The organism is Helicobacter apodemus, assembly GCF_000765745.2.
Taxonomy (GTDB): domain Bacteria; phylum Campylobacterota; class Campylobacteria; order Campylobacterales; family Helicobacteraceae; genus Helicobacter_D; species Helicobacter_D apodemus.
Genome location: NZ_JRPC02000001.1, coordinates 102410 through 121664, shown reverse-complemented (window position 1 = coordinate 121664; position 19255 = coordinate 102410). Strand labels below are relative to the sequence as shown.

16 protein-coding genes and 1 pseudogene are annotated in these 19255 nt (G+C 32.7%); all 17 read left to right on the top strand.

The features are described 5' to 3' along the window. The 17 genes and pseudogenes from purQ to LS72_RS00465 all read left to right on the top strand — a co-directional run bounded on the left by purQ (position 1) and on the right by LS72_RS00465 (position 19250). A complete protein-coding gene (gene purQ, locus LS72_RS00545) occupies positions 1-660 on the top strand; it encodes a phosphoribosylformylglycinamidine synthase subunit PurQ (protein WP_034551977.1) in 660 nt (219 codons plus the stop codon). Beyond that, a complete protein-coding gene (locus tag LS72_RS00540) occupies positions 657-1958 on the top strand; it encodes an SH3 domain-containing protein (protein ID WP_138154871.1) in 1302 nt (433 codons plus the stop codon). The genes purQ and LS72_RS00540 overlap by 4 nt, the downstream gene beginning before the upstream one ends. Then, a complete protein-coding gene (locus tag LS72_RS00535) occupies positions 1942-2646 on the top strand; it encodes a lysophospholipid acyltransferase family protein (protein WP_034551974.1) in 705 nt (234 codons plus the stop codon). Before LS72_RS00540 ends, LS72_RS00535 begins: the two co-directional genes overlap by 17 nt. Beyond that, positions 2631-4061 (top strand): hypothetical protein, encoded by a 1431-nt coding sequence (locus tag LS72_RS00530; protein WP_052087196.1) that lies wholly within the window; start codon positions 2631-2633, stop codon positions 4059-4061. The genes LS72_RS00535 and LS72_RS00530 overlap by 16 nt, the downstream gene beginning before the upstream one ends. Before the next feature lie 129 nt (positions 4062-4190). Further along, complete coding sequence (locus LS72_RS00525) at positions 4191-5711, top strand: DEAD/DEAH box helicase (protein ID WP_034552084.1); 1521 nt, start codon at positions 4191-4193, stop codon at positions 5709-5711. 1 nt (position 5712) lies between these two features. Continuing rightward, positions 5713-6837, top strand: coding sequence for a succinyldiaminopimelate transaminase (locus LS72_RS00520; RefSeq protein WP_034551972.1), 1125 nt, complete (start codon positions 5713-5715; stop codon positions 6835-6837). Positions 6838-6839: 2 nt separating this feature from the next. Then, positions 6840-8162 carry a UDP-N-acetylmuramate--L-alanine ligase gene (gene murC, locus LS72_RS00515; protein ID WP_034552082.1) on the top strand — a complete coding sequence of 441 codons (1323 nt, stop codon included), beginning with the start codon at positions 6840-6842 and terminating at the stop codon, positions 8160-8162. Further along, positions 8162-8533: a hypothetical protein gene (locus tag LS72_RS00510; RefSeq protein ID WP_034551970.1), complete on the top strand. Its 372-nt coding sequence runs from the start codon at positions 8162-8164 to the stop codon at positions 8531-8533. The genes murC and LS72_RS00510 overlap by 1 nt, the downstream gene beginning before the upstream one ends. Next, on the top strand, positions 8523-10730 hold the full coding sequence (locus LS72_RS00505) for an endonuclease MutS2 (RefSeq protein WP_034551968.1): 2208 nt from the start codon (positions 8523-8525) through the stop codon (positions 10728-10730). Before LS72_RS00510 ends, LS72_RS00505 begins: the two co-directional genes overlap by 11 nt. Positions 10731-10910: 180 nt before the next feature. Further along, a complete protein-coding gene (locus LS72_RS00500; protein ID WP_052087195.1) occupies positions 10911-11603 on the top strand; it encodes an outer membrane beta-barrel protein in 693 nt (230 codons plus the stop codon). A gap of 30 nt (positions 11604-11633) precedes the next feature. Further along, entirely contained in the window at positions 11634-13019 is a 1386-nt protein-coding gene (locus LS72_RS00495) for a mannose-1-phosphate guanylyltransferase/mannose-6-phosphate isomerase (RefSeq protein ID WP_034551965.1), read from the top strand. Positions 13020-13305: 286 nt separating this feature from the next. After that, positions 13306-14445, top strand: coding sequence for a GDP-mannose 4,6-dehydratase (gmd, locus tag LS72_RS00490; protein WP_034551963.1), 1140 nt, complete (start codon positions 13306-13308; stop codon positions 14443-14445). Beyond that, positions 14438-15313, top strand: a pseudogene (locus LS72_RS00485) (GDP-L-fucose synthase family protein); the annotation flags it as partial. The gene gmd and the pseudogene LS72_RS00485, both read left to right, overlap by 8 nt. A gap of 42 nt (positions 15314-15355) precedes the next feature. Next, positions 15356-16525: a DegT/DnrJ/EryC1/StrS family aminotransferase gene (locus tag LS72_RS00480; RefSeq protein ID WP_034552077.1), complete on the top strand. Its 1170-nt coding sequence runs from the start codon at positions 15356-15358 to the stop codon at positions 16523-16525. A 178-nt stretch (positions 16526-16703) separates the two neighbouring features. Next, positions 16704-17624 (top strand): FkbM family methyltransferase, encoded by a 921-nt coding sequence (locus tag LS72_RS00475; protein ID WP_034551960.1) that lies wholly within the window; start codon positions 16704-16706, stop codon positions 17622-17624. Position 17625: 1 nt separating this feature from the next. Next, complete coding sequence (locus LS72_RS00470) at positions 17626-18729, top strand: GDP-L-fucose synthase family protein (RefSeq protein WP_084590109.1); 1104 nt, start codon at positions 17626-17628, stop codon at positions 18727-18729. Then, positions 18729-19250: a dTDP-4-dehydrorhamnose 3,5-epimerase family protein gene (locus tag LS72_RS00465; RefSeq protein ID WP_034551958.1), complete on the top strand. Its 522-nt coding sequence runs from the start codon at positions 18729-18731 to the stop codon at positions 19248-19250. The genes LS72_RS00470 and LS72_RS00465 overlap by 1 nt, the downstream gene beginning before the upstream one ends. Positions 19251-19255: the final 5 nt, after the last annotated feature.

Below are 19255 nucleotides of genomic sequence, written 5' to 3'. Positions count from 1 at the left end.
ATGGGTGTAGCGATTTTACAATTTTTAGGGACTAATTGCGAATATGATATGGAATATGCTTTCTCTCTTTTAGGTGTTAAAAGTCAAATTATTTGGCATCAAGAGAGGGCACTGCCTAAGCATACCAAATTAGTTATAATTCCTGGTGGCTTTAGTTATGGAGATTATCTAAGAAGTGGAGCCATTGCAAGGTTTTCACCTATTATGCACTCTGTTATAGATTTTGCAAATAATGGTGGCTATGTGCTTGGAGTGTGTAATGGATTCCAAATACTTTTAGAGAGTGGATTATTACCTGGTGCTATGAAGCATAATGAAAATTTGCATTTTATCTCAAAAAATGTAGATTTAGAGATTGTGGATACCCATAATATTTTTTTGAAAAATTTTTGCACAAAAGCAATTATTAATATTCCTATTGCCCACGCTGAAGGAAATTATTATATTCATAAAGAAGGGTTAGAACAATTAAAGGAAAATGGACAGATTTTGTTAAAATATACTCAAAATATTAATGGTTCTTTAGAAAATATTGCTGGGATTTGTAATAAAAATAAAAATGTTTTTGGGCTTATGCCTCATCCTGAAAGGGCTGTGGAGGAAGTTTTGGGTGGCACTGCCGGATTAAAGATGTTAGAGGGATTTTTAGAAATTTTATGAAATTTTTTTTCTATAGTATTTTAGTACTTCAATTATTTGCTAAAGATGGGTTTGTATTTCCCACCTCTAAAGATAATACTTTTAATTCTACTATTACGCAGAAAGAAACCTCTAAAGATGTTATTTTGGTTGAGGGGAATATAACAAGAGAAAATATTTTACCTGAAGTGGTGATAGAAGAAAGTTCTTCTCCTTTGGATTTTAATACCTCACAAGAAAGCCAAGAAAATGAGAAAAAAAATAAACAAGAAGCTTATGAAGAGGAAAAATTAAAACTCCAAGAGGCAACAAAGCAAAATCTTATTACTAAAAATGTTTATTTAGATATAGTGAATCCTCCTTATAGTATTTTGTATGTTCATCAAATTATTCCTATTACTTTGAAGTTGTTGGTATTAAGTCAATATTCTACCATTGAAACAAAATTTATTTTAGATAATGCGAGTGTTGAAGTATTAAACCCAAAAGAAACCTGGACTTTAAATCAAGATTCTAGTCTTAGTAATACCTTTTATTTTAAAATTAATCAACCTAACTTTACTATTCCTAAAGTTGAAGTTATGGTTAATACTATAGAAGGGGAATTTCAAGAGAGCACAGATTTTATCACTGGTAGAGCCATTAAGTTAGAGCGAAAAGGCGGATATTCTCAAGTCCTAGCTAAAGATTTAAAAATTTTAGATTCTAAAATTACTAATTATGATTCTGGGCACAATCTTGTTGTTTTGCAATTACAAAGCAATTTAGGGAATCTTTTTGACTTTTATTTGCAATCTTACCAACAAGGTATTGAAAGTAAGAGTGGGGATTATAAAGAGGCTGTTGCGTTTTATTATGCGATTGTGCCAAAGAGCTTAGGGGTTATCTCTTTTGAATATTTCAATACAGAAAAATCTCAATATATTGAATTGCAAGTCGATAATATTCCACAAGATGAACGCGTTAGCACACAGAGCGATATAAAGCCTAAAAATAATATCCAATTTTATCAAGTTTCTTTGATAGTTTTTTTAGCGCTTATATTTTTTGGTTTGTATTTTTATAAACGAAAATGGATTTTTATGCTTTTAGGGATTCTTCTTTTAGTGCTTTTATTTTTCTTACTTTCAGTTAGAACCTCTGCAGTTTTAAAGGTAAATACTGCGATACATATTCAGCCGACTTTTAACTCCACGATTATTTTAATCACGCAAGAACCAATGAAAGTAGAAGTTTTATCCGATGTTAGGGATTATTATAAGGTAATGTTAGAAGATGAACGTATTGGGTGGGTAAGAAAAAATGATATCCAAGATTAGGGCTTTTAGTGCAGTGCTTTATGTGTTGCTTGTAATACCTTGGAGCATTTTATTTATGTATCTATTCCCTAAATACCATAGAAAGGTGAGGAGGGTTACCGCTTCTGCCTTTTTTAAACTTTTTGGGGTTAGTGCTAAAATAATAGGAGAATTAGATAAAACTGCACAAGTTTTAGTGATGAATCATCAAAGCTTTATGGATGTAGTTTATTTTGAAGCATTTCACCCTAATGATTTATGTTGGATTGCAAAGAAAGAGTTGGGTGAGCCTTTTTTATATGGACATGCCCTCAAAGCTCCTAAGATGATTTTAATTAATCGTGAAAGTAAGAGAGAGAGTGTATTTTTACTTAAAGAGGCTAAAGATAGATTGTCTAAAGGGAGGGTTTTATGTATCTTTCCAGAGGGGACTCGATCTTTGGGAAAAGAGAAATTCTTACCCTTTAAAAGCGGTGCTAAATTTTTAATTGAGCATTTTCATCTAAAGGTTCAGCCTATCATTTTTTGTGGAACTAGAGATTGTTTAGATATAGGTTCTATGAAGTTTGATAATCATCCCTTTAGTATAAAATATCTTCCTGCATTTACGCCTAATGAAGAGAATTGGTATGAAAGCTTAAGAGAACAAATGCAGCAAGAGTATTTAAAGATTTATCAAGAGAGAAAAAATGTATGCATGGTAGAATAGTTAGATATTTTAGTAGTAATGGTAAAGGGGTGGTCATTAATGCCTCTAAAATGCTTTTTGAATTTACCAAAGAGGCTTGGCACGATAAGAAAGTTATCCCTATGGAGGGTATGTTTGTAGAGTTTCGTTGTGATGAGAACAATCAAATTGCAGATTGCAAAGCCTCTAAATTTCAAGAGTTTGATGGAAGTACTTTTATTAGTGAATCAGATTTTTGGCGTAACCAAACAGATGAACAATTAGAAGCAATCCAAAGTAATAAACGTGATTTAGCTATTGCAGAAATTTATAAAACTACTAATTATGATGCAATTAAAAATATACCTTTAACCCTTAGTATTGATAGTGTCATTAAAAGGTATTTTCAGCAACATTTTCTAGCCGTAAGTTTTCTAAATGATTTGTGTATCGTAGAGCAAAAAGTCTTATTAGAATTTATTTATACCAAAAGATTTGTTTTTAAGGCTTTGGATAATCTTCTTTTTAATGATAAAACACTTAAAAAAGATGATTTTATCGAGGAATTAAGTGTAGTTGTAAGGCTTGAAAACTTTTTATCAGACTTCGATCATAAGGTAAATGTTGAGAATCTTTTTTTAGAGTATTTTATTAAGTATCAATTACATTATCAAGCATTAAATGCTGCCTTAGAAAATGCAAAAGATACTTTAAAAATAATTCAGCGAAGAATCCAAGCTTGTAATACAGAATTAGCGGCAATTGTGCGTAAATTAGAATCTTTAGCAAAAAAACCTCAAGAAATATTACAAAAGCAAGAAAAACTTGAAGGAGAATTACAAAGATTAGCAGAAGAAAACAAAATTATTTCCCAAAGAATATCCAATCTAAGTGTTATTAAAGCGGCATTTTATAAAGGTTATCATCAAGGTTTTCAAAAATCTTTTCAAAAAGTCCATAAAATGCTTTATAAAAAAATCAAAAATGGGTTAGATATTTGTATTACGATTTTAGATAATAAGATTTATCAAAAATCTTTGCAGTCTAAAGCTATGAAAAATTGTTATTTTAAGTATCCAGAAAATCAGCTAGCCCCAGTATCTATTAGTTTTATGGAACAATATTTAGACAGGTTGAATAAAGAGCGATTAAGTGAGGGTGATAAAAATATCTATCTTTATTACCAAAAACTTAAAGAGAGTGCTAAAAAATTTTTTCTTATTCTAAGCACTAATGAAAAAGACACAATGGATATGAAGATGAAGATTTTAGGAGAGGGAAAATTTCATTGTGTCAAGATCGCCTATAAACAAATTATGTTCTCAAGTATGATGCGAGATTTTGTATTTGATACTATTTATATTGACAAAAAATCTTTATGGACAAATTTACAAGAATTAATTACGGAAATAAAAAGTTTTAAAGGCATTAATAATCCTAAAATTGTTGTCTTTTGAGATAAAAGTTTATTGGCTTAAAGTAGGGTTTGTTTGCGAATGTTGTGTTATAATTGAAGAATATATTTAGGAATTTGGTTAAAATTTATGGAAAACAAGGTAAATAAAATAAAAAGTAGTAAAAAATCTATGGCAAAAGATTTTGTTGATGAGGTTTCAGACTTTTTGAATTTTGGGTTTAAAAAAAGTGTATTAAGAGGTATTAAAGAGTTGGGTTTTATTCAGCCAAGCCCTATTCAAAAAGAAGCTATTCCAGCTATTTTAGATGGGCTTGATGTGATAGCACAGGCTCAAACAGGGACAGGAAAAACTGCAGCATTTGGGCTACCTTTAATTAATAGTTTAAAACATAATGGAAGTATTGAAGCATTAATTATCACCCCCACACGAGAGCTTGCTATGCAAGTAAGTGATGAAATTTTTCAATTAGGCAAATATAACAAAGTCCGCACGGTTTGCTTTGTTGGGGGACAATCTGTTTTTAAACAATTAGAACTCTTAGATAAAAAGCCACAAATTGTTATCGCAACTCCGGGAAGATTATTAGATTATCTTCGTAATCATAAGTTAAAAAGTTTTTCTCCACGCGTTGTTGTGTTAGATGAATCTGATGAAATGCTTGATATGGGATTTTTAGACGATATTGAAGAGATTTTTCAATATCTCTATAAAGACCATCAAACTTTACTTTTTTCAGCAACTATGCCTATTCCTATTAAGCATTTAGCCCAAAAGATTCTTAATAATCCAAAATTTATTAAAATCACACCAGAAAACACTACTAATGAAGATATTTCACAGCGGTATTATATTATTAATGATGCAGAACGCGAAGAAGCTATTGTGCGTTTAATTGATAGTGAGATGCCCTCTAAAGCTATTATCTTTACGCGTATGAAAAAAGAAGCCGATATTTTAGCTAAGCGGCTAATAGAGCGTGGATATAAGGCGTGTGCAATGCACGGAGATATGGAGCAGAGGGAGCGACATAGGTCTATTAAAGCCTTTAAAGATTCTAAGAGTAATATTTTAGTTGCGACAGATATTGCAGCGCGTGGGCTTGATATTAGTGGAGTTAGCCATGTTTTTAACTTCCATATTCCCCTAAATCCAGAATCTTATGTCCATCGTATAGGTAGGACAGGTAGAGCAGGCAAAAAAGGGGTCGCTATTACACTTGCAACACCTTTAGAGTTTAAAGAATTGCGTAGGATAAAAGAAAATACTAAGGCTACCATTGAGCTTTATGAAATACCTAATATTCAAGATACCATTAGCAAAAAAGATACGCAATGGATAGAAAAAATCTTAAAATACCCAATTAGTGATGAGGCTTTGCGTCTTTATGAGCAGGTAAGAAGTAGTGCGGATATGACTCAATTAGTTTGTAAATTACTTTCAATGTTGCTTGAAGAAGTGAAAGTTTTAGGTCCTAATAAGATTGGTTTGAGAAAAAAGGATTTGCAAAAATTCCAAAGAGAATTAAGACAAGAAGAGAAAGCTACTTATAAAAAACAAAAACCAGATCATCCTAAAAAAAACGATTATAGTAAAAAACAAAATCAAAAAGAAAGAAAAGTAGGTCAAGCAAAGAAGACTCATAAAGTCTCTAATTCTACAAAGACTAAAAGAAATTCTAAAAGGAAGTAAAATGGATTTTCAGCCTTATCCTTTTGAAAAATTAAATACTCTCATTCAATCTATTTCTACAACAGGACAAAGAATTTCTTTAAGTGTTGGGGAGCCACAATTTAAAACCCCCGATTTTATTACCAAAGCCCTTGGGGATAATGCACCCTTGCTCAATAAATACCCTAAAACAGGTGGGGAGGAGAGCTTAAAAGTAGCTTTGCAGGGCTTTATCCATAAGCGATTTAATGTAAATTTGCGTTTAGAGGAGATTGTTCCTAGTTTTGGGACAAGAGAGGTTTTATTTAATTTTCCACAATTTTATCTCTTTGGCAAGGATTCTAAAGTTATTGCCCATCCTAATCCCTTTTATCAAATTTATGAAGGTGCTGCGATTGCTTCAGGGGCAAAAACCATTTATATGAATCTCTTAGAAGAAAATGCTTTTAAACCTCAATTAACCAAAGAGCAAATGCAAGAATGTGATTTAGTTATTTTGAATTTTCCTAACAATCCAACAGGAAGTAGTTTAACTTTAGAAGAGTTAAAATTATGGGTGCAATGGGCGTTAGAATATGATTTTTTAATCTTAAATGATGAATGCTATAGCGAGATTTACACAGGATTAAAGCCATCTTCTATCTTAGAAGCTAGCATAGCGGTAGGTAATACAAGCTTTAAAAATGTTTTGGCGTTAAATTCTATTTCTAAACGTTCGAGTGCTCCGGGGCTTAGGAGTGGATTTATCGCCGGAGATAGTGCGGTTTTAAAAGATTATGCACGGTATAGAACCTATGTAGGTTGTGCCTCTCCTTTGCCTCTTCAAGAAGCAGCTGCTTTAGCGTGGAGTGATGAAGCCCATACGCAATATTTTCAAAGGCAGTATGCCAAAAACTTAAAATTAGCAGAGGAGATTTTAGGTGTTGAAGTTCCTAAGGAGACCTTTTATGTATGGTTATATGTAGGCGATGACTTGGCTTTTAGTAAAAAACTTTTAGAAAAAGAAAATATTTTAGTGCTTCCAGGAAGCTTTTTATCAAGAGTTGATAGGGGTATTAATCCCGGTAGTGGGTATGTCCGCTTAGCACTTGTTTATGAAGAGGAAATTATTAGGGAATCTTTATTAAGGATTAAGCAGTGTCTATAAAAATGCCACAAAGCGTTCATTTTATCGGCATCGGAGGGATTGGAATTTCTGCACTAGCTAGATTTTTGTATGCACAAGGTATAGAAGTAAGTGGTTCAGATATTGCAGAGGGTGCTATGACAAAAGAGTTAAAAAAAATAGGCATTAAAGTAACAATTCCTCATAGCATTCAATCTTTTAAAGATCCAGAGTTAGTAATCCATTCAGCAATTATCAAAGAGGATAATATAGAAATACAAGAGGCAAAAAAAAGGGGTATTAAGATTTTATCCCGCAAAGAAGCTTTATCTTTGATTTTGAGAGAAAAGCAGGTTTATGCGGTTGCAGGGGCGCATGGTAAAAGCACTACTACAGCGATTTTGAGTGCCATTTTACAAGATTGTAGTGCTTTAATTGGTGCAGAAAGTAAGGAGTTTCATTCTAATACACGGGCACTAAAGAGTGAGAAGGTTGTTTTTGAAGCTGATGAATCGGATAAGAGTTTTTTAAATTGTAACCCTTATTGTGCCATTGTAACTAATGCCGAGCCAGAACATATGGAAGCTTATGGGCATAATTTAAAGATGTTTTATCAAGCCTATGAGGATTTTTTAGGATTGGCTAAAAGACGTGTTATTAATGCTGAAGATAGTTTTTTAGGGGGATTAGAGTTAGAGTGTGTGCGTCTTTATCCTTCTAAAGAAATTTGTGAGATTGAATATTCTTTATGCAACAATCAACCAACAACGAGATTTAGATTATTCCATAACCAACAAGATTATGGTTATTTTGAAGTTTATGGTATTGGGGAACATATCGCATTAGATGCCTCTTTAGCTATTTTGAGTGTTTTAGATTCTGTGGATTTAGAGACTATTCGTAAAAATATCAAGAATTTTGTTGGGATTAAGAAACGTTTTGATGTTTTAGAGATTGGCAATTGCATTATTATTGATGATTATGCACATCATCCAACAGAAATAAGAACAACACTGCAAGCACTTAAAAAATACCAAGAATTAACAAAGAAAAATAAAATTTGTGCGATTTGGCAACCCCATAAATATTCTAGAATCTGTGATAATTTAGAGGATTTTGTAGAATGCTTTAGGGGTGTTGATGAGCTTGTGATTTTACCTGTTTATTCTGTGGGTGAGACAAAAAGGGAGATTGATTTTTCTTGGCTTTTTAAAAGTTATAGTCCTATTTTTGCAGATCGTATTCAAAGGGATGGAAATTCTTTGATTTTATATAAAAACCAACAACCCATTAGCAAGATACAAGAAGGGATCGCTATTGGGTTTAATGCGGGGAATTTGACTTATCAATTAAGGGGTGGAATTTAATGTTGAAGTATGGATTGATTGTCGTTTTGCTAGGTTTTTTGTTGTTTTTACTTTTGCAGTTACTAGCTTCTTATAATATTATTAGTGCTAAGGGAAAAATTTTTATAGCAGGATTTTTAGTTGTGATTGCTATGGGTATTGGAGTTTTTACAATAATTCAAGATAAAAGTGATGATAAGCTAACTTCTTTAGCGCAGATCTTTTTACAAGGTAAAAATCTTGAGTGCCAAATAGGTGCAAAAACCCTTGAAGCTAATAGTGAAGTTTTTAATTTTGTAAGTGGAACTTTAACTTTAGTGGGTAAGGAAAATACCCCATATTTTAGAATGGTTGTTCCGCTAAAAGATTGTGTCTTTAATAATGTTGATTAAACAGCTTGATTTAGTTGATTTTATTAAGCATTATGAAGCGTTTTTATCGCGTCCTAAAGCCTTATTTTTAGAGGGTGATTGCAAAAACCATTTGCGTTATATTCAAGCTTTAGAATCTATTCTTTTTACACCTCCTCAAGCCGTTAAACCCTTAGAAACTCAATTGCAATTATTGAAAAAGTTTGGTTATTTAAAGCTTGATGAAATTTTTGAATTTATAAAAATCATTCGCTATTTTATGTATCTAAAAACCCTAAAATGTGAGGGAATTTTACGAGAATGGTTTGATAATATTTTAATTCCAGAGTCTTTATTGGAATGTGTTAAGGCTTTTGAAAACAATGGTGTGATCAAACAAGGTGTTTATTTAGAGTTTGATGGGTTGTGTCAGAAAATTTTAGAACTTAAAAAAGAAATTTCTTCCCAAATGCATCAAATCTTATTCCAAAATAAGCTTGCCCCTTATTTGGTTGATAGACAAATTCACCTTATCAATAATGAAGAATGTTTATTGCTTAAAGCAGGATTCCATTATGTTTTAAAAGGGCAAATTATCCATCGCTCTAACACAGGATTTTTTTATGTATTGCCCCAAAGCATTATAGGTTTAAAAGATAGGCTTAATCACTTAAACAACCAAAAAGAAGAGGAGCTTTTTAAAATCTGCAAGGAAATCTCTTCGCTTTTTACGAAACATTTTTTATTTTTGAAATTTATTAATAAAGAATTTGATAGATTTGATTCTTACCAAGCGCGTTTAATGTTTGCTAAAGATAGGGGATTAGAGTTTTTATCCCCTAAGGGTAATGCAGGAAATATTCAAATTTGTGAATTTAAGCATCCTGCTTTAAAAGATCCTAAGCCTATTAATCTTGATTTTAAAGGAAATGTTTTAATTTTAACGGGAGTGAATGCAGGGGGTAAAACGATGTTTTTAAAGTCGGTTTTAAGTGTAGTTTTTCTTGCAAAATATTTACTTCCTATGCCGATAAATGCTCTTAAATCTAATGTGGATGTGTTTAAATTTATTCACCTTATTTTAGAGGATCCCCAAAATAGTAAGAATGATATTTCCACCTTTGGTGGGAGAATGCTTGAATTCTCTCAAATGCTTCACCAAAAAGGCGGAATTATTGGTATTGATGAGATTGAATTAGGCACAGATAGTGATGAAGCAGCAAGTTTGTTTAAGGTGCTTTTGGAATATTTAATGGAGAAAGAGAATAAGATTATTATTACTACACACCATAAACGGCTTGCAGCATTAATGGCGGGGAATCCAAAAGTGCAACTCCTTGCTGCACTTTTTGATGAAGAGAAAGAAATGCCAACCTTTAGTTTTCTTGAGGGTACAATTGGTAAGAGTTATGCTTTTGAAACTGCTTTGCGTTATGGGATACCTAAAATCTTGATTAATGAAGCTAAAAAAGTTTATGGAGAAGATAAAGAAAAGCTTAATGTGTTAATTGAACATTCTTCGCATTTAGAGATGAAACTTCAAAGGGAAATAGAAGAAGTGCAGCAAAAACAAAAAGATTTAGAGTATAAGAGGTTGCGATTAAAAGAAAAAGAAGAGGAAATGCAAAAAGCCTACAAAAAGAGAATGAATGCCTTAGAAATGCTTTATTATCAAGCAATTAATGAAGCAAAGAAAGCAGTAAAATCGCAAAACTCTCAAGAGATTCATCGCCAGATGAATAATGCCAATAAAATTTTTTATCAAATTAAAAAGGATTATGAAGAGAAATCTTTAGAGAAAATAAAGGAATTTAAAATAAAAGATAGGGTAAAATATGGTTGTTCCAAAGGAATAATAATCAGCATTCAAAGACAAATGGCAGTAGTGCAACTTGATGATGGGATAAAACTAAAAGTGCCATTAAATGAATTAAAACATAGTAGTGGAAATATTTTAGATACACCCAAAGTAAAAGTTGATGTGAAAATGCCTCAAAATGCTAATGTATCCCTAGATTTACATGGAATGAGAGTAGAAGAAGCTTTAGAAAAACTTGATGAGTTCATCTCTAATAGTTTAATAGCTGGACTTGATGAAGTATTAATCTATCACGGTATTGGAACAGGTCGGTTATCAAGTGTGGTAAGAGATTTTCTAAAGCAACATCCAAAGGTTGTGGAATTTTTAGATGCTCCACCAAAATTAGGTGGTTTTGGTGCTAAGATTGTAAGATTGTAAGAGTATAAATTATATTAAGGATAAATAATGAAAAAGTATTTGATTTTAATCGGGCTTGTGGCTTCAGTTTTTGTTTTTAGTGCGTGTGAAAAGAAAGAGTATCAGCATCCCGCACATAGAAGTGGAGGAATAAGGTAACCTTTTTAGGTTGTTTTCTTATTTGTAATGAGGACAGGTTTTATGATGAAGTTTTCAAATAAATTAAGTATTGTATTGGGTTTATTCATTGTGGTATTTGGTATAAATGTCCTAGCTAATGAAAGTCAAGGATTTTTTCTAGGTGCAGATGCAGGATATGGAAAGACAAAATTTCAACAAGACGATTTTGGTATAAATGTTAGAAATAATGTATCAAATCTTGGATTAAGAGCTGGGTATAGATTATCTCCTAAACATAGAGCCTATATTGGTTATTACCATCAATCTAAAATAAAAGATACGGGTAAAGTGCCTGTAACGGTTGCTGGAAACCTAATAGATAATATCTCAGTAGAAACTAAATATCGAGCACATAGAGTGATTGCTGGTTATGACTTTACACCTATCCTTGTTGAGAATATACGCGGTGTTTTAGGCGTATATGGTGGATATTCTTTTCTACGCGCTAATACAGAGTCTAATTTCTTTGGGGATGTTTTTTCTCTACCAAGTGCCTTTGATGGATTTATGTATGGGACTAAAATAGGACTTTTATATGAAATAGCTAAAGCAGAAGTAGAATTAGGTGTTAAATTAGAGCAGATTAGATATAAGACAAGAGATTTAAAATTAAGCTTTAATGTAGGTGGGCAAAAAACAGATGTATTAAGTGAGGATGTTAGACCTATACAAACTACAGGTGGAGTGTATCTAGGCTTTAACTTCAAATTTTAAATTCAATTTAAAGTTATTTAGAGGAGCATTATGACAAATGTAATTCTTTGTGGCGGCAGTGGAACAAGACTTTTTCCTCTAAGCAGAACGTTTATGCCAAAACAATTTGTTTCATTTTTTAATGGAGAATCTCTTTTTGAGCTTACCTTGAAACGCAATTTTGCTCTTTGTGATAAAGCTTTAGTTGTCTGTAATGCCGAGCAATATTTTTTAGCATTAGATAAAATAGAGCAGATAAAAGCACATAAACTCCCTACAAACATTTCTTATCTTTTAGAGCCTATAGCTAAAAATACAGCACCAGCTATTACCCTAGCGTGTTTGGATTTACCATTAGATGAAATTGTGCTTGTTACTCCAAGTGATCATTTGATTAAAAATATGGATTCTTATGGGGAAGCTTTACAAAAAGCTAAAGAATTAGCAGGTAATGGCTCTTTGGTAACTTTTGGTATTACCCCAAAGTCTCCTCATACAGGATTTGGATATATCCAGATGGGAGAGGATTTTAATGCAGAATCTTTTATTGAGAAACCTAAATTAGAAATAGCACAAGATTTTTTAACAAAAGGCAATTATTTTTGGAATTCGGGTTTATTTTGCTTTAGGGTTGAAGTTTTATTACAAGAAATGCAAAAGTATAGTCCGGATATTTTTAATCAGTGTAAAGCTGCATATACTAAGGTTACTAAGGATAAAAATCTTAGGAGAATCCCTTTAGAAGCAATGGAAGAGATTTCCTCAAATAGTATTGATTATGCTTTAATGGAAAAATCAAAATGTGTTAAAGTGCTTCCTTGCGATATAGGTTGGAGTGATGTAGGGAGTTTTGATACACTTTATGAAGAATTACCTAAAGGTAAGGATGGGAATGTTATTTTAGGCAATTCTTTACCATTAAATTCTAAAAATAATCTTATTATTAGCCATAGAGATAAGTTGATAGCACTTTTAGGCATAGAAGATTGTATGGTGATTGATACAGGGGATGTTTTATTGGTGGGTAAGAGGAGTGAGAGTCAAAGAGTAAAGGCTTTAGTAGAGCATTTAGGGGATAGTGAAATTTGTAAAACTCATCTAACCACACATCGTCCTTGGGGAAGTTATACGATTTTAGAAGATTCTGCAGGGTATAAGATTAAAAAAATTATTGTAAAACCGGGTAAATCTCTAAGTTTGCAAAAACATTTTCACCGTAATGAGCATTGGATTGTTGTAAGTGGTAGTGCGAGTGTGCAAGTTGGTAATGAGAAAAAGTTAGTGCGTCCTAATGAATCTACTTATATTAAAATGGGAGAAGTGCATAGATTGAGCAATGAAGGTAAAATCCCTGTAGTTTTAATTGAAGCACAAGTGGGTGAATATACCGGCGAGGATGATATTGTTCGGCTTGAAGATATATATGGGAGAAGTTGAGGGCTATAGAATATAGAGATGCATTTAAGAGGCATTAATTAGGTGCCTTATTATCGCAATTCTAAGATATTTTATTTGCTTTATTGGTGTTTTGGTAAGTTAAAGGTATATTAGTTTTATTGAGGAGCAACAAAAGTTGATAAAAATGAGAAGATTCTTATTTGGATTTGGTTTTAAAATTTGTTGTAAAGAGGGTCGTGAAAGTCCTTTAGAAATGGATAGCTATTATCATTTATTAGGTTATAATGTAGAAAATAAATTTTAGAAACTATTAAAAAGGGAAAAAATGGCTAAAGTAGCGTTAATTACGGGTGTTACAGGACAAGATGGGGCGTATTTATCGGAGTTTTTACTAAGTAAGGGTTACGAGGTGCATGGAATTAAAAGGAGGGCGTCTCTTTTTAATACGGATAGGATTGATCATCTCTTTGAGGGGCATCACTGCAAGCATAATAATTTTTATTTGCATTACGGAGATATGACAGATTCTATGAATCTTACGCGATTAATTGCTGATATTTGTCCTGATGAAATCTATAATCTTGCTGCTCAAAGTCATGTGGCTGTTAGTTTTGAAACACCAGAATATACGGCTAATGCCGATGGTATAGGAACGCTTAGAATCTTAGATGCGGTAAGGTTTTTAAAACTTATTGATAAATGTAGGATTTATCAAGCTTCTACTTCGGAACTTTATGGTAAAGTCCAAGAGATTCCCCAAAATGAAAAAACTCCTTTTTATCCTCGTTCTCCTTATGCTGTGGCTAAAATGTATGCGTATTGGATTACCGTGAATTATCGGGAGGCTTATAATGTATTTGCTTGTAATGGGATTTTGTTTAATCACGAATCTCCAGTGCGTGGAGAAACTTTTGTAACAAGAAAAATTACAAGGGCTGCTGCTAAAATTTCCCTTAATTTGCAAGAGAAGCTTTATCTTGGGAATTTAGATGCTAAAAGGGATTGGGGACACGCTAAAGATTATGTAAAAATGATGTGGATGATTTTACAATACAAAGATCCAGAAGATTGGGTGATTGCTACAGGTCAAACAACAATGGTAAGAGACTTCGTAAAACTTGCTTTTGAGTATTGTGGGATTGCTTTAGAGTTTGTAGGGAAAGGGATTGATGAAAAGGGTGTTATTGCAAAGCTAGATTTTCATAAGGCTAAAGAACATCATCTTGATTTATCGCATCTTAAAATCGGGCAAGAATTAGTTTGTGTAGATCCCCAATATTTTCGTCCTACAGAAGTAGATTTGCTCTTAGGTGATCCTAGTAAGGCTGAAGAAAAGCTTGGTTGGAATCGTGAATTTAATTTAGAGGATTTAGTTTGTGATATGATGCGAAGTGATTTGAAGCTAATGAATAAAGATAAGTATTTACAAGAAGGTGGATATACCATTATGAGGTATTATGAATAAAATCTTAATTACAGGTTCTACCGGAATGGTTGGGCGTAATATTGTAGAATACAAAGAAGCTCAATTTTATGAGATTTTAGCCCCTAAAAGAGAGGAATTAAATTTATTAGATAAAACACAAGTATTGGCTTATCTTAAAAGACATAAACCTAATATTATTGTGCATTGTGCTGGGCTTGTAGGTGGGATTAGTGCAAATATTGCAAATCCTGTTGAATTTTTAAGCCAAAATGTTTCTATGGGTTTGAATATTATAATGGCTGCTTTAGAGTGTGGGGTCGAGAAGTTTTTAAATATCGCAAGCTCTTGTATGTATCCTAAAGAAGGCAAAAATCCTTTAAGTGAAGATTTGATTCTAAATGGAGGATTAGAGCCTACCAATGAGGGTTATGCGTTAGCCAAGATTGTTTCTACCAAGCTTTGTGAATATATTTTAGATTCTAAAAATAAACTTTATAAAACAGCCATACCTTGCAATTTATATGGTAAATACGATAAATTTGAGATTAATAAAGCCCATATGCTTCCAGCAGTGATTGCAAAAATACATAGTGCTAAAAAGAGTGGAGCTAAGGAAGTGGAGATTTGGGGAAGCGGAAAAGCTAGAAGAGAGTTTATGTATGTGGAGGATTTGGCAGATTTTGTATATTATGCTTTAAAAAACTTTGAGAGAATGCCAAAGGTTCTTAATGTTGGCAGGGGTGAAGATTTTAGTATCACAGAGTATTATGAAGCTATAGCGGAGGTTATAGGTTATAAAGGAGATTTTGTTTATAATACACAAAAGCCAGAAGGAATGGCACAAAAACTTGTTGATATTACCCATTTAAAAGAATTTGGTTGGAGTTCTAATACAAGTTTAAAAGAGGGTATAGAAAAGACTTACAAATATTTTTTAAAAGGAGTAACGATGCAATATTATTCTTTAGCTTCATCAACTTGGGATTATAAAGAATTACAAGCTATAGAGGAGGTTATAAAGAGTGATATTTTTACTATGGGGACGAGGGTTGCGGAGTTTGAAAAAAACTTTGCTGCTTATGTAGGTGCTAAATATGCGGTAATGACAAGTTCGGGTTCTACTGCAAATTTAATTGCAACTGCTGCCCTATTTTATACAAGTAAGCATAAACTACAAAGGGGTGATGAGGTTATTGTCCCAGCAGTTTCTTGGGCTACAACTTATTATCCTTTATATCAATATGGTTTGAAATTGAAGTTTGTTGATATTGATTTAGAAACGCTCAATTATGATTTAGAGGCTCTAAGTGGTGCCATTAGTGAAAAGACCAAAATGATTATGGTAGTGAATTTACTTGGGAATCCTAATGATTTTGACAAGATTCAAGAAATTATTGGGAATAAAGATATTTTGCTATTAGAGGATAATTGTGAATCTATGGGGGCGGAATATAAGGGTAAGCAAGCAGGTACATTTGGGATTATGGGGACATTTTCTACCTTTTTTTCCCACCATATGGCGACGATGGAGGGAGGGCTTGTCGTAACAGACGATGAAGAGCTTTATCATATTTTACTTTGTTTAAGAGCGCATGGTTGGACTAGAAATTTACCAAAAGATAATAAGATAGCCCCTAAAAGCGAGGATAGCTTTAGTGAATCTTTTCGCTTTGTCTTGCCCGGATATAATGTTCGTCCAGTAGAAATGAGCGGTGCTATTGGGATAGAGCAGTTAAAGAAATTGCCAAATTTTTTAAAACATCGCAGAGAGAATGCAAAGATTTTTAAGCAATATTTTCAAAACCATCCGGATTTTATGATACAAAAAGAAATATCTTCTAGTTCGTGGTTTGGCTTTTCACTGATTATCCGAAAAAATTCTACACTTAATCGCCAAGAGGTAATCCAAAAACTTCAAGCTAACAATATAGAATGTCGCCCTATTGTTACTGGGGATTTTACGCAAAATGAAGTAATGCGGTTTTTTGATTATGAAGTGTTTGGAATACTCAAAAATGCACAGCATTTGCATAAAAATGGGTTTTTCGTAGGGAATCATCAAGTAGATATTAAAGATTCTATCCTCTTGCTTGCTGAAGTGTTGGGGGGGGGGGATTAAATAGATATATATTAATTAGATATTTATTTGTCGAATTACTATTTACTGCTTTTATTATTCTACAAATATATTTTATTTTCTTAAGAACTTCTTTTTCTGCTGTTTTTCAATGTTGCCAATCTTGCAAGGATTGGACTAAGGACTTTCATTTTAAAATCTTATTATTTAAGGAGTAGTTATGAAAAAACTTGAAGAGGCTATAAGGCAAAATACGCAAATTCATTACAATCTTTTAATGTCTAATATTATTATTCATTCTCTTATAAAAGAGGAAGATAAGCAAATTTTATTATTGCTTTTGCAAGATAGAGATAGGAACTATGTCCGTATTAATCATAACCAACAATGTTTGGAAAATATCCAAAAATATTTAGAAATTTTACAGCCTATCAAAGTGGCTTATGAAGATTTAGTTAGAGTAGGTGGCAAAGGTGATGGAGGATATGTGATGTATAAGCCTAACCTTTTGTGTTCTTCGGGGGGGGGGGGAATCCCTTTGAATGAAGTAAAAGCCATTTCATTAGGTGTTAGTGAGAGTTCCCCTTGGGATTTAGAAATGGCACAGAGGGGTTATCAAGTTGTTGAATATGATGGAAGTATAGAACAATGTCCCTATAATCATCCCAATATTGCTTTCCATAAGCGTTTTGTAGGAGTGGGTGAGAATTGTATTTCTTTATCTTCTATTATTGAAGACAATCATTTGAAGAAGATGGCAAACATCTTGCAAGTTGATATTGAAAATGCAGAATGGGAAGTTTTAGAGCAGGTAGATTTAGCTTTAGTGGCAGAATATTTTACGCAAGTAATTTTTGAATTTCATGGATGTAATCCTGAAGAGGATGAGGGTGCTAAAAGGCGATTGAAAGTATTAGAAAAGATTAATGAGTATTATGAACCTATACATCTTCATTTTAATAATCATGGAAAGATTTTCTACTCACAAGGATTATTTTTTGGCACAACTTTGGAGGTTAGTTATATGAAAAAAGGAGAAATTCCATTTTCTAAAGAAAAAGTAGTAGAGGGTATATTAGAGGGATTAGATTATCCTAATCACCCCTCCAATCCAGAAATACCTATTTATTTTAAGGAGTAGAATGAAAAAGGATTCTAAAATCTATGTTGCAGGACATAGAGGACTTGTAGGGAGTGCGATTATCAAAGAGCTCCAAAGGCGAGGTTATACTAATATAGTCGTTAAAACACACCAAGAGTTAGATTTAACCAACCAAAGTGAGGTAGCAGAGTTTTTTGCTTTAACAAAGCCAGATTATGTTTTTTTAAGTGCTGCAAAAGTGGGTGGAATCCTAGCAAATAATACTTATCGGGCAGAATTTATTTACCAAAATTTGAGTATTCAAAATAATGTGATTCACGCTTCTTATGTCAATGGGGTAAAAAAACTTTTGTTTTTAGGTTCCACTTGTATTTATCCCAAAAACGCCAAACAACCTATGTGTGAAGATGCTCTCTTAAGTAGTGAGTTAGAATATACTAATGAGCCTTATGCGATTGCAAAAATTGCGGGATTAAAAATGTGCGAGTCTTATAATTTGCAATATGGGACAAATTTTATTTCTGTAATGCCAACTAATCTCTATGGAGAAAATGATAATTTTGATTTAGAGAAATCCCATCTTATCCCGGCATTGCTTAGAAAAATGCATTTAGCAAAACTACTGCATCAAAACAAAAGAGAGGCTATTTTAAAAGATTTAAATCTCAAAGATTGGGAGAGTGCAGAGGAATATTTAGCAAAGTTTGGTATTAAAAAAGATTCTGTAGAGATTTGGGGTAGTGGGAAGCCAAGGAGAGAACTTTTATACTCTAAAGATATGGCAAGTGCGTGTGTATTTGTAATGCAAAATGTGGATTTTAAAGATTTATGTTCTCATAAGCCTATTAGGAATACGCATATTAATATTGGCTCAGGCGTAGATTATAGCATTGCAGATATTGCTTTAATCATCAAAGAAATCGTGGGTTTTGAGGGAGAGTTTGTGTTTAATACCCAAAAACCAGATGGAATGATGCTTAAAAAAACAGATTGTTCAAGGATGAATAATCTAGGTTGGAAATACCAAATAACACTAGAGCAAGGAGTAAAAATGATGTATGAATGGTATATAGCCTCTAGCGGGGGGGGGGGTAATACCTCTTTAGTTAGATTCTTATGCAACGATAATTTGGAGGTTGCATAATGGAATTTATAATTAAAGAGAGCCAAAAAATACAAGGCGTTTATATCATAACCCCTACTATCTCACAAGATAGACGCGGGGATATTTGGACTTCATTTTTAAAAGAAAGAATAGAAAATCTCTTACCACATAACCTACATTTCAAACACGATAAATTTTCACAATCTCACCATAATGTCTTGCGTGGAATACACGGCGATAATAAATCGTGGAAATATGTTACTTGTGTGTATGGAAGCATTTTTCAGGTGGTGGTAGATTGCCGCAAAGATAGCCCGACTTATCTTCAATGGGAAGGCTTTGAAATCCATAAAGAAAAGCAAAAGATGATTCTTCTCCCTCCTAATATGGGGAATGCTTATTATGTGCGAAGCCAAAATGCGGTTTATCACTATAAACTTGCCTATGAGGGGGAATATTTTGATGCCCCTCATCAATTTACTTATGCGTGGAATGACAAAGTAATTGGGATTGAATGGAATTGTAAAAAGCCTATCTTATCGGATAGGGATTATTATTAAGGAGA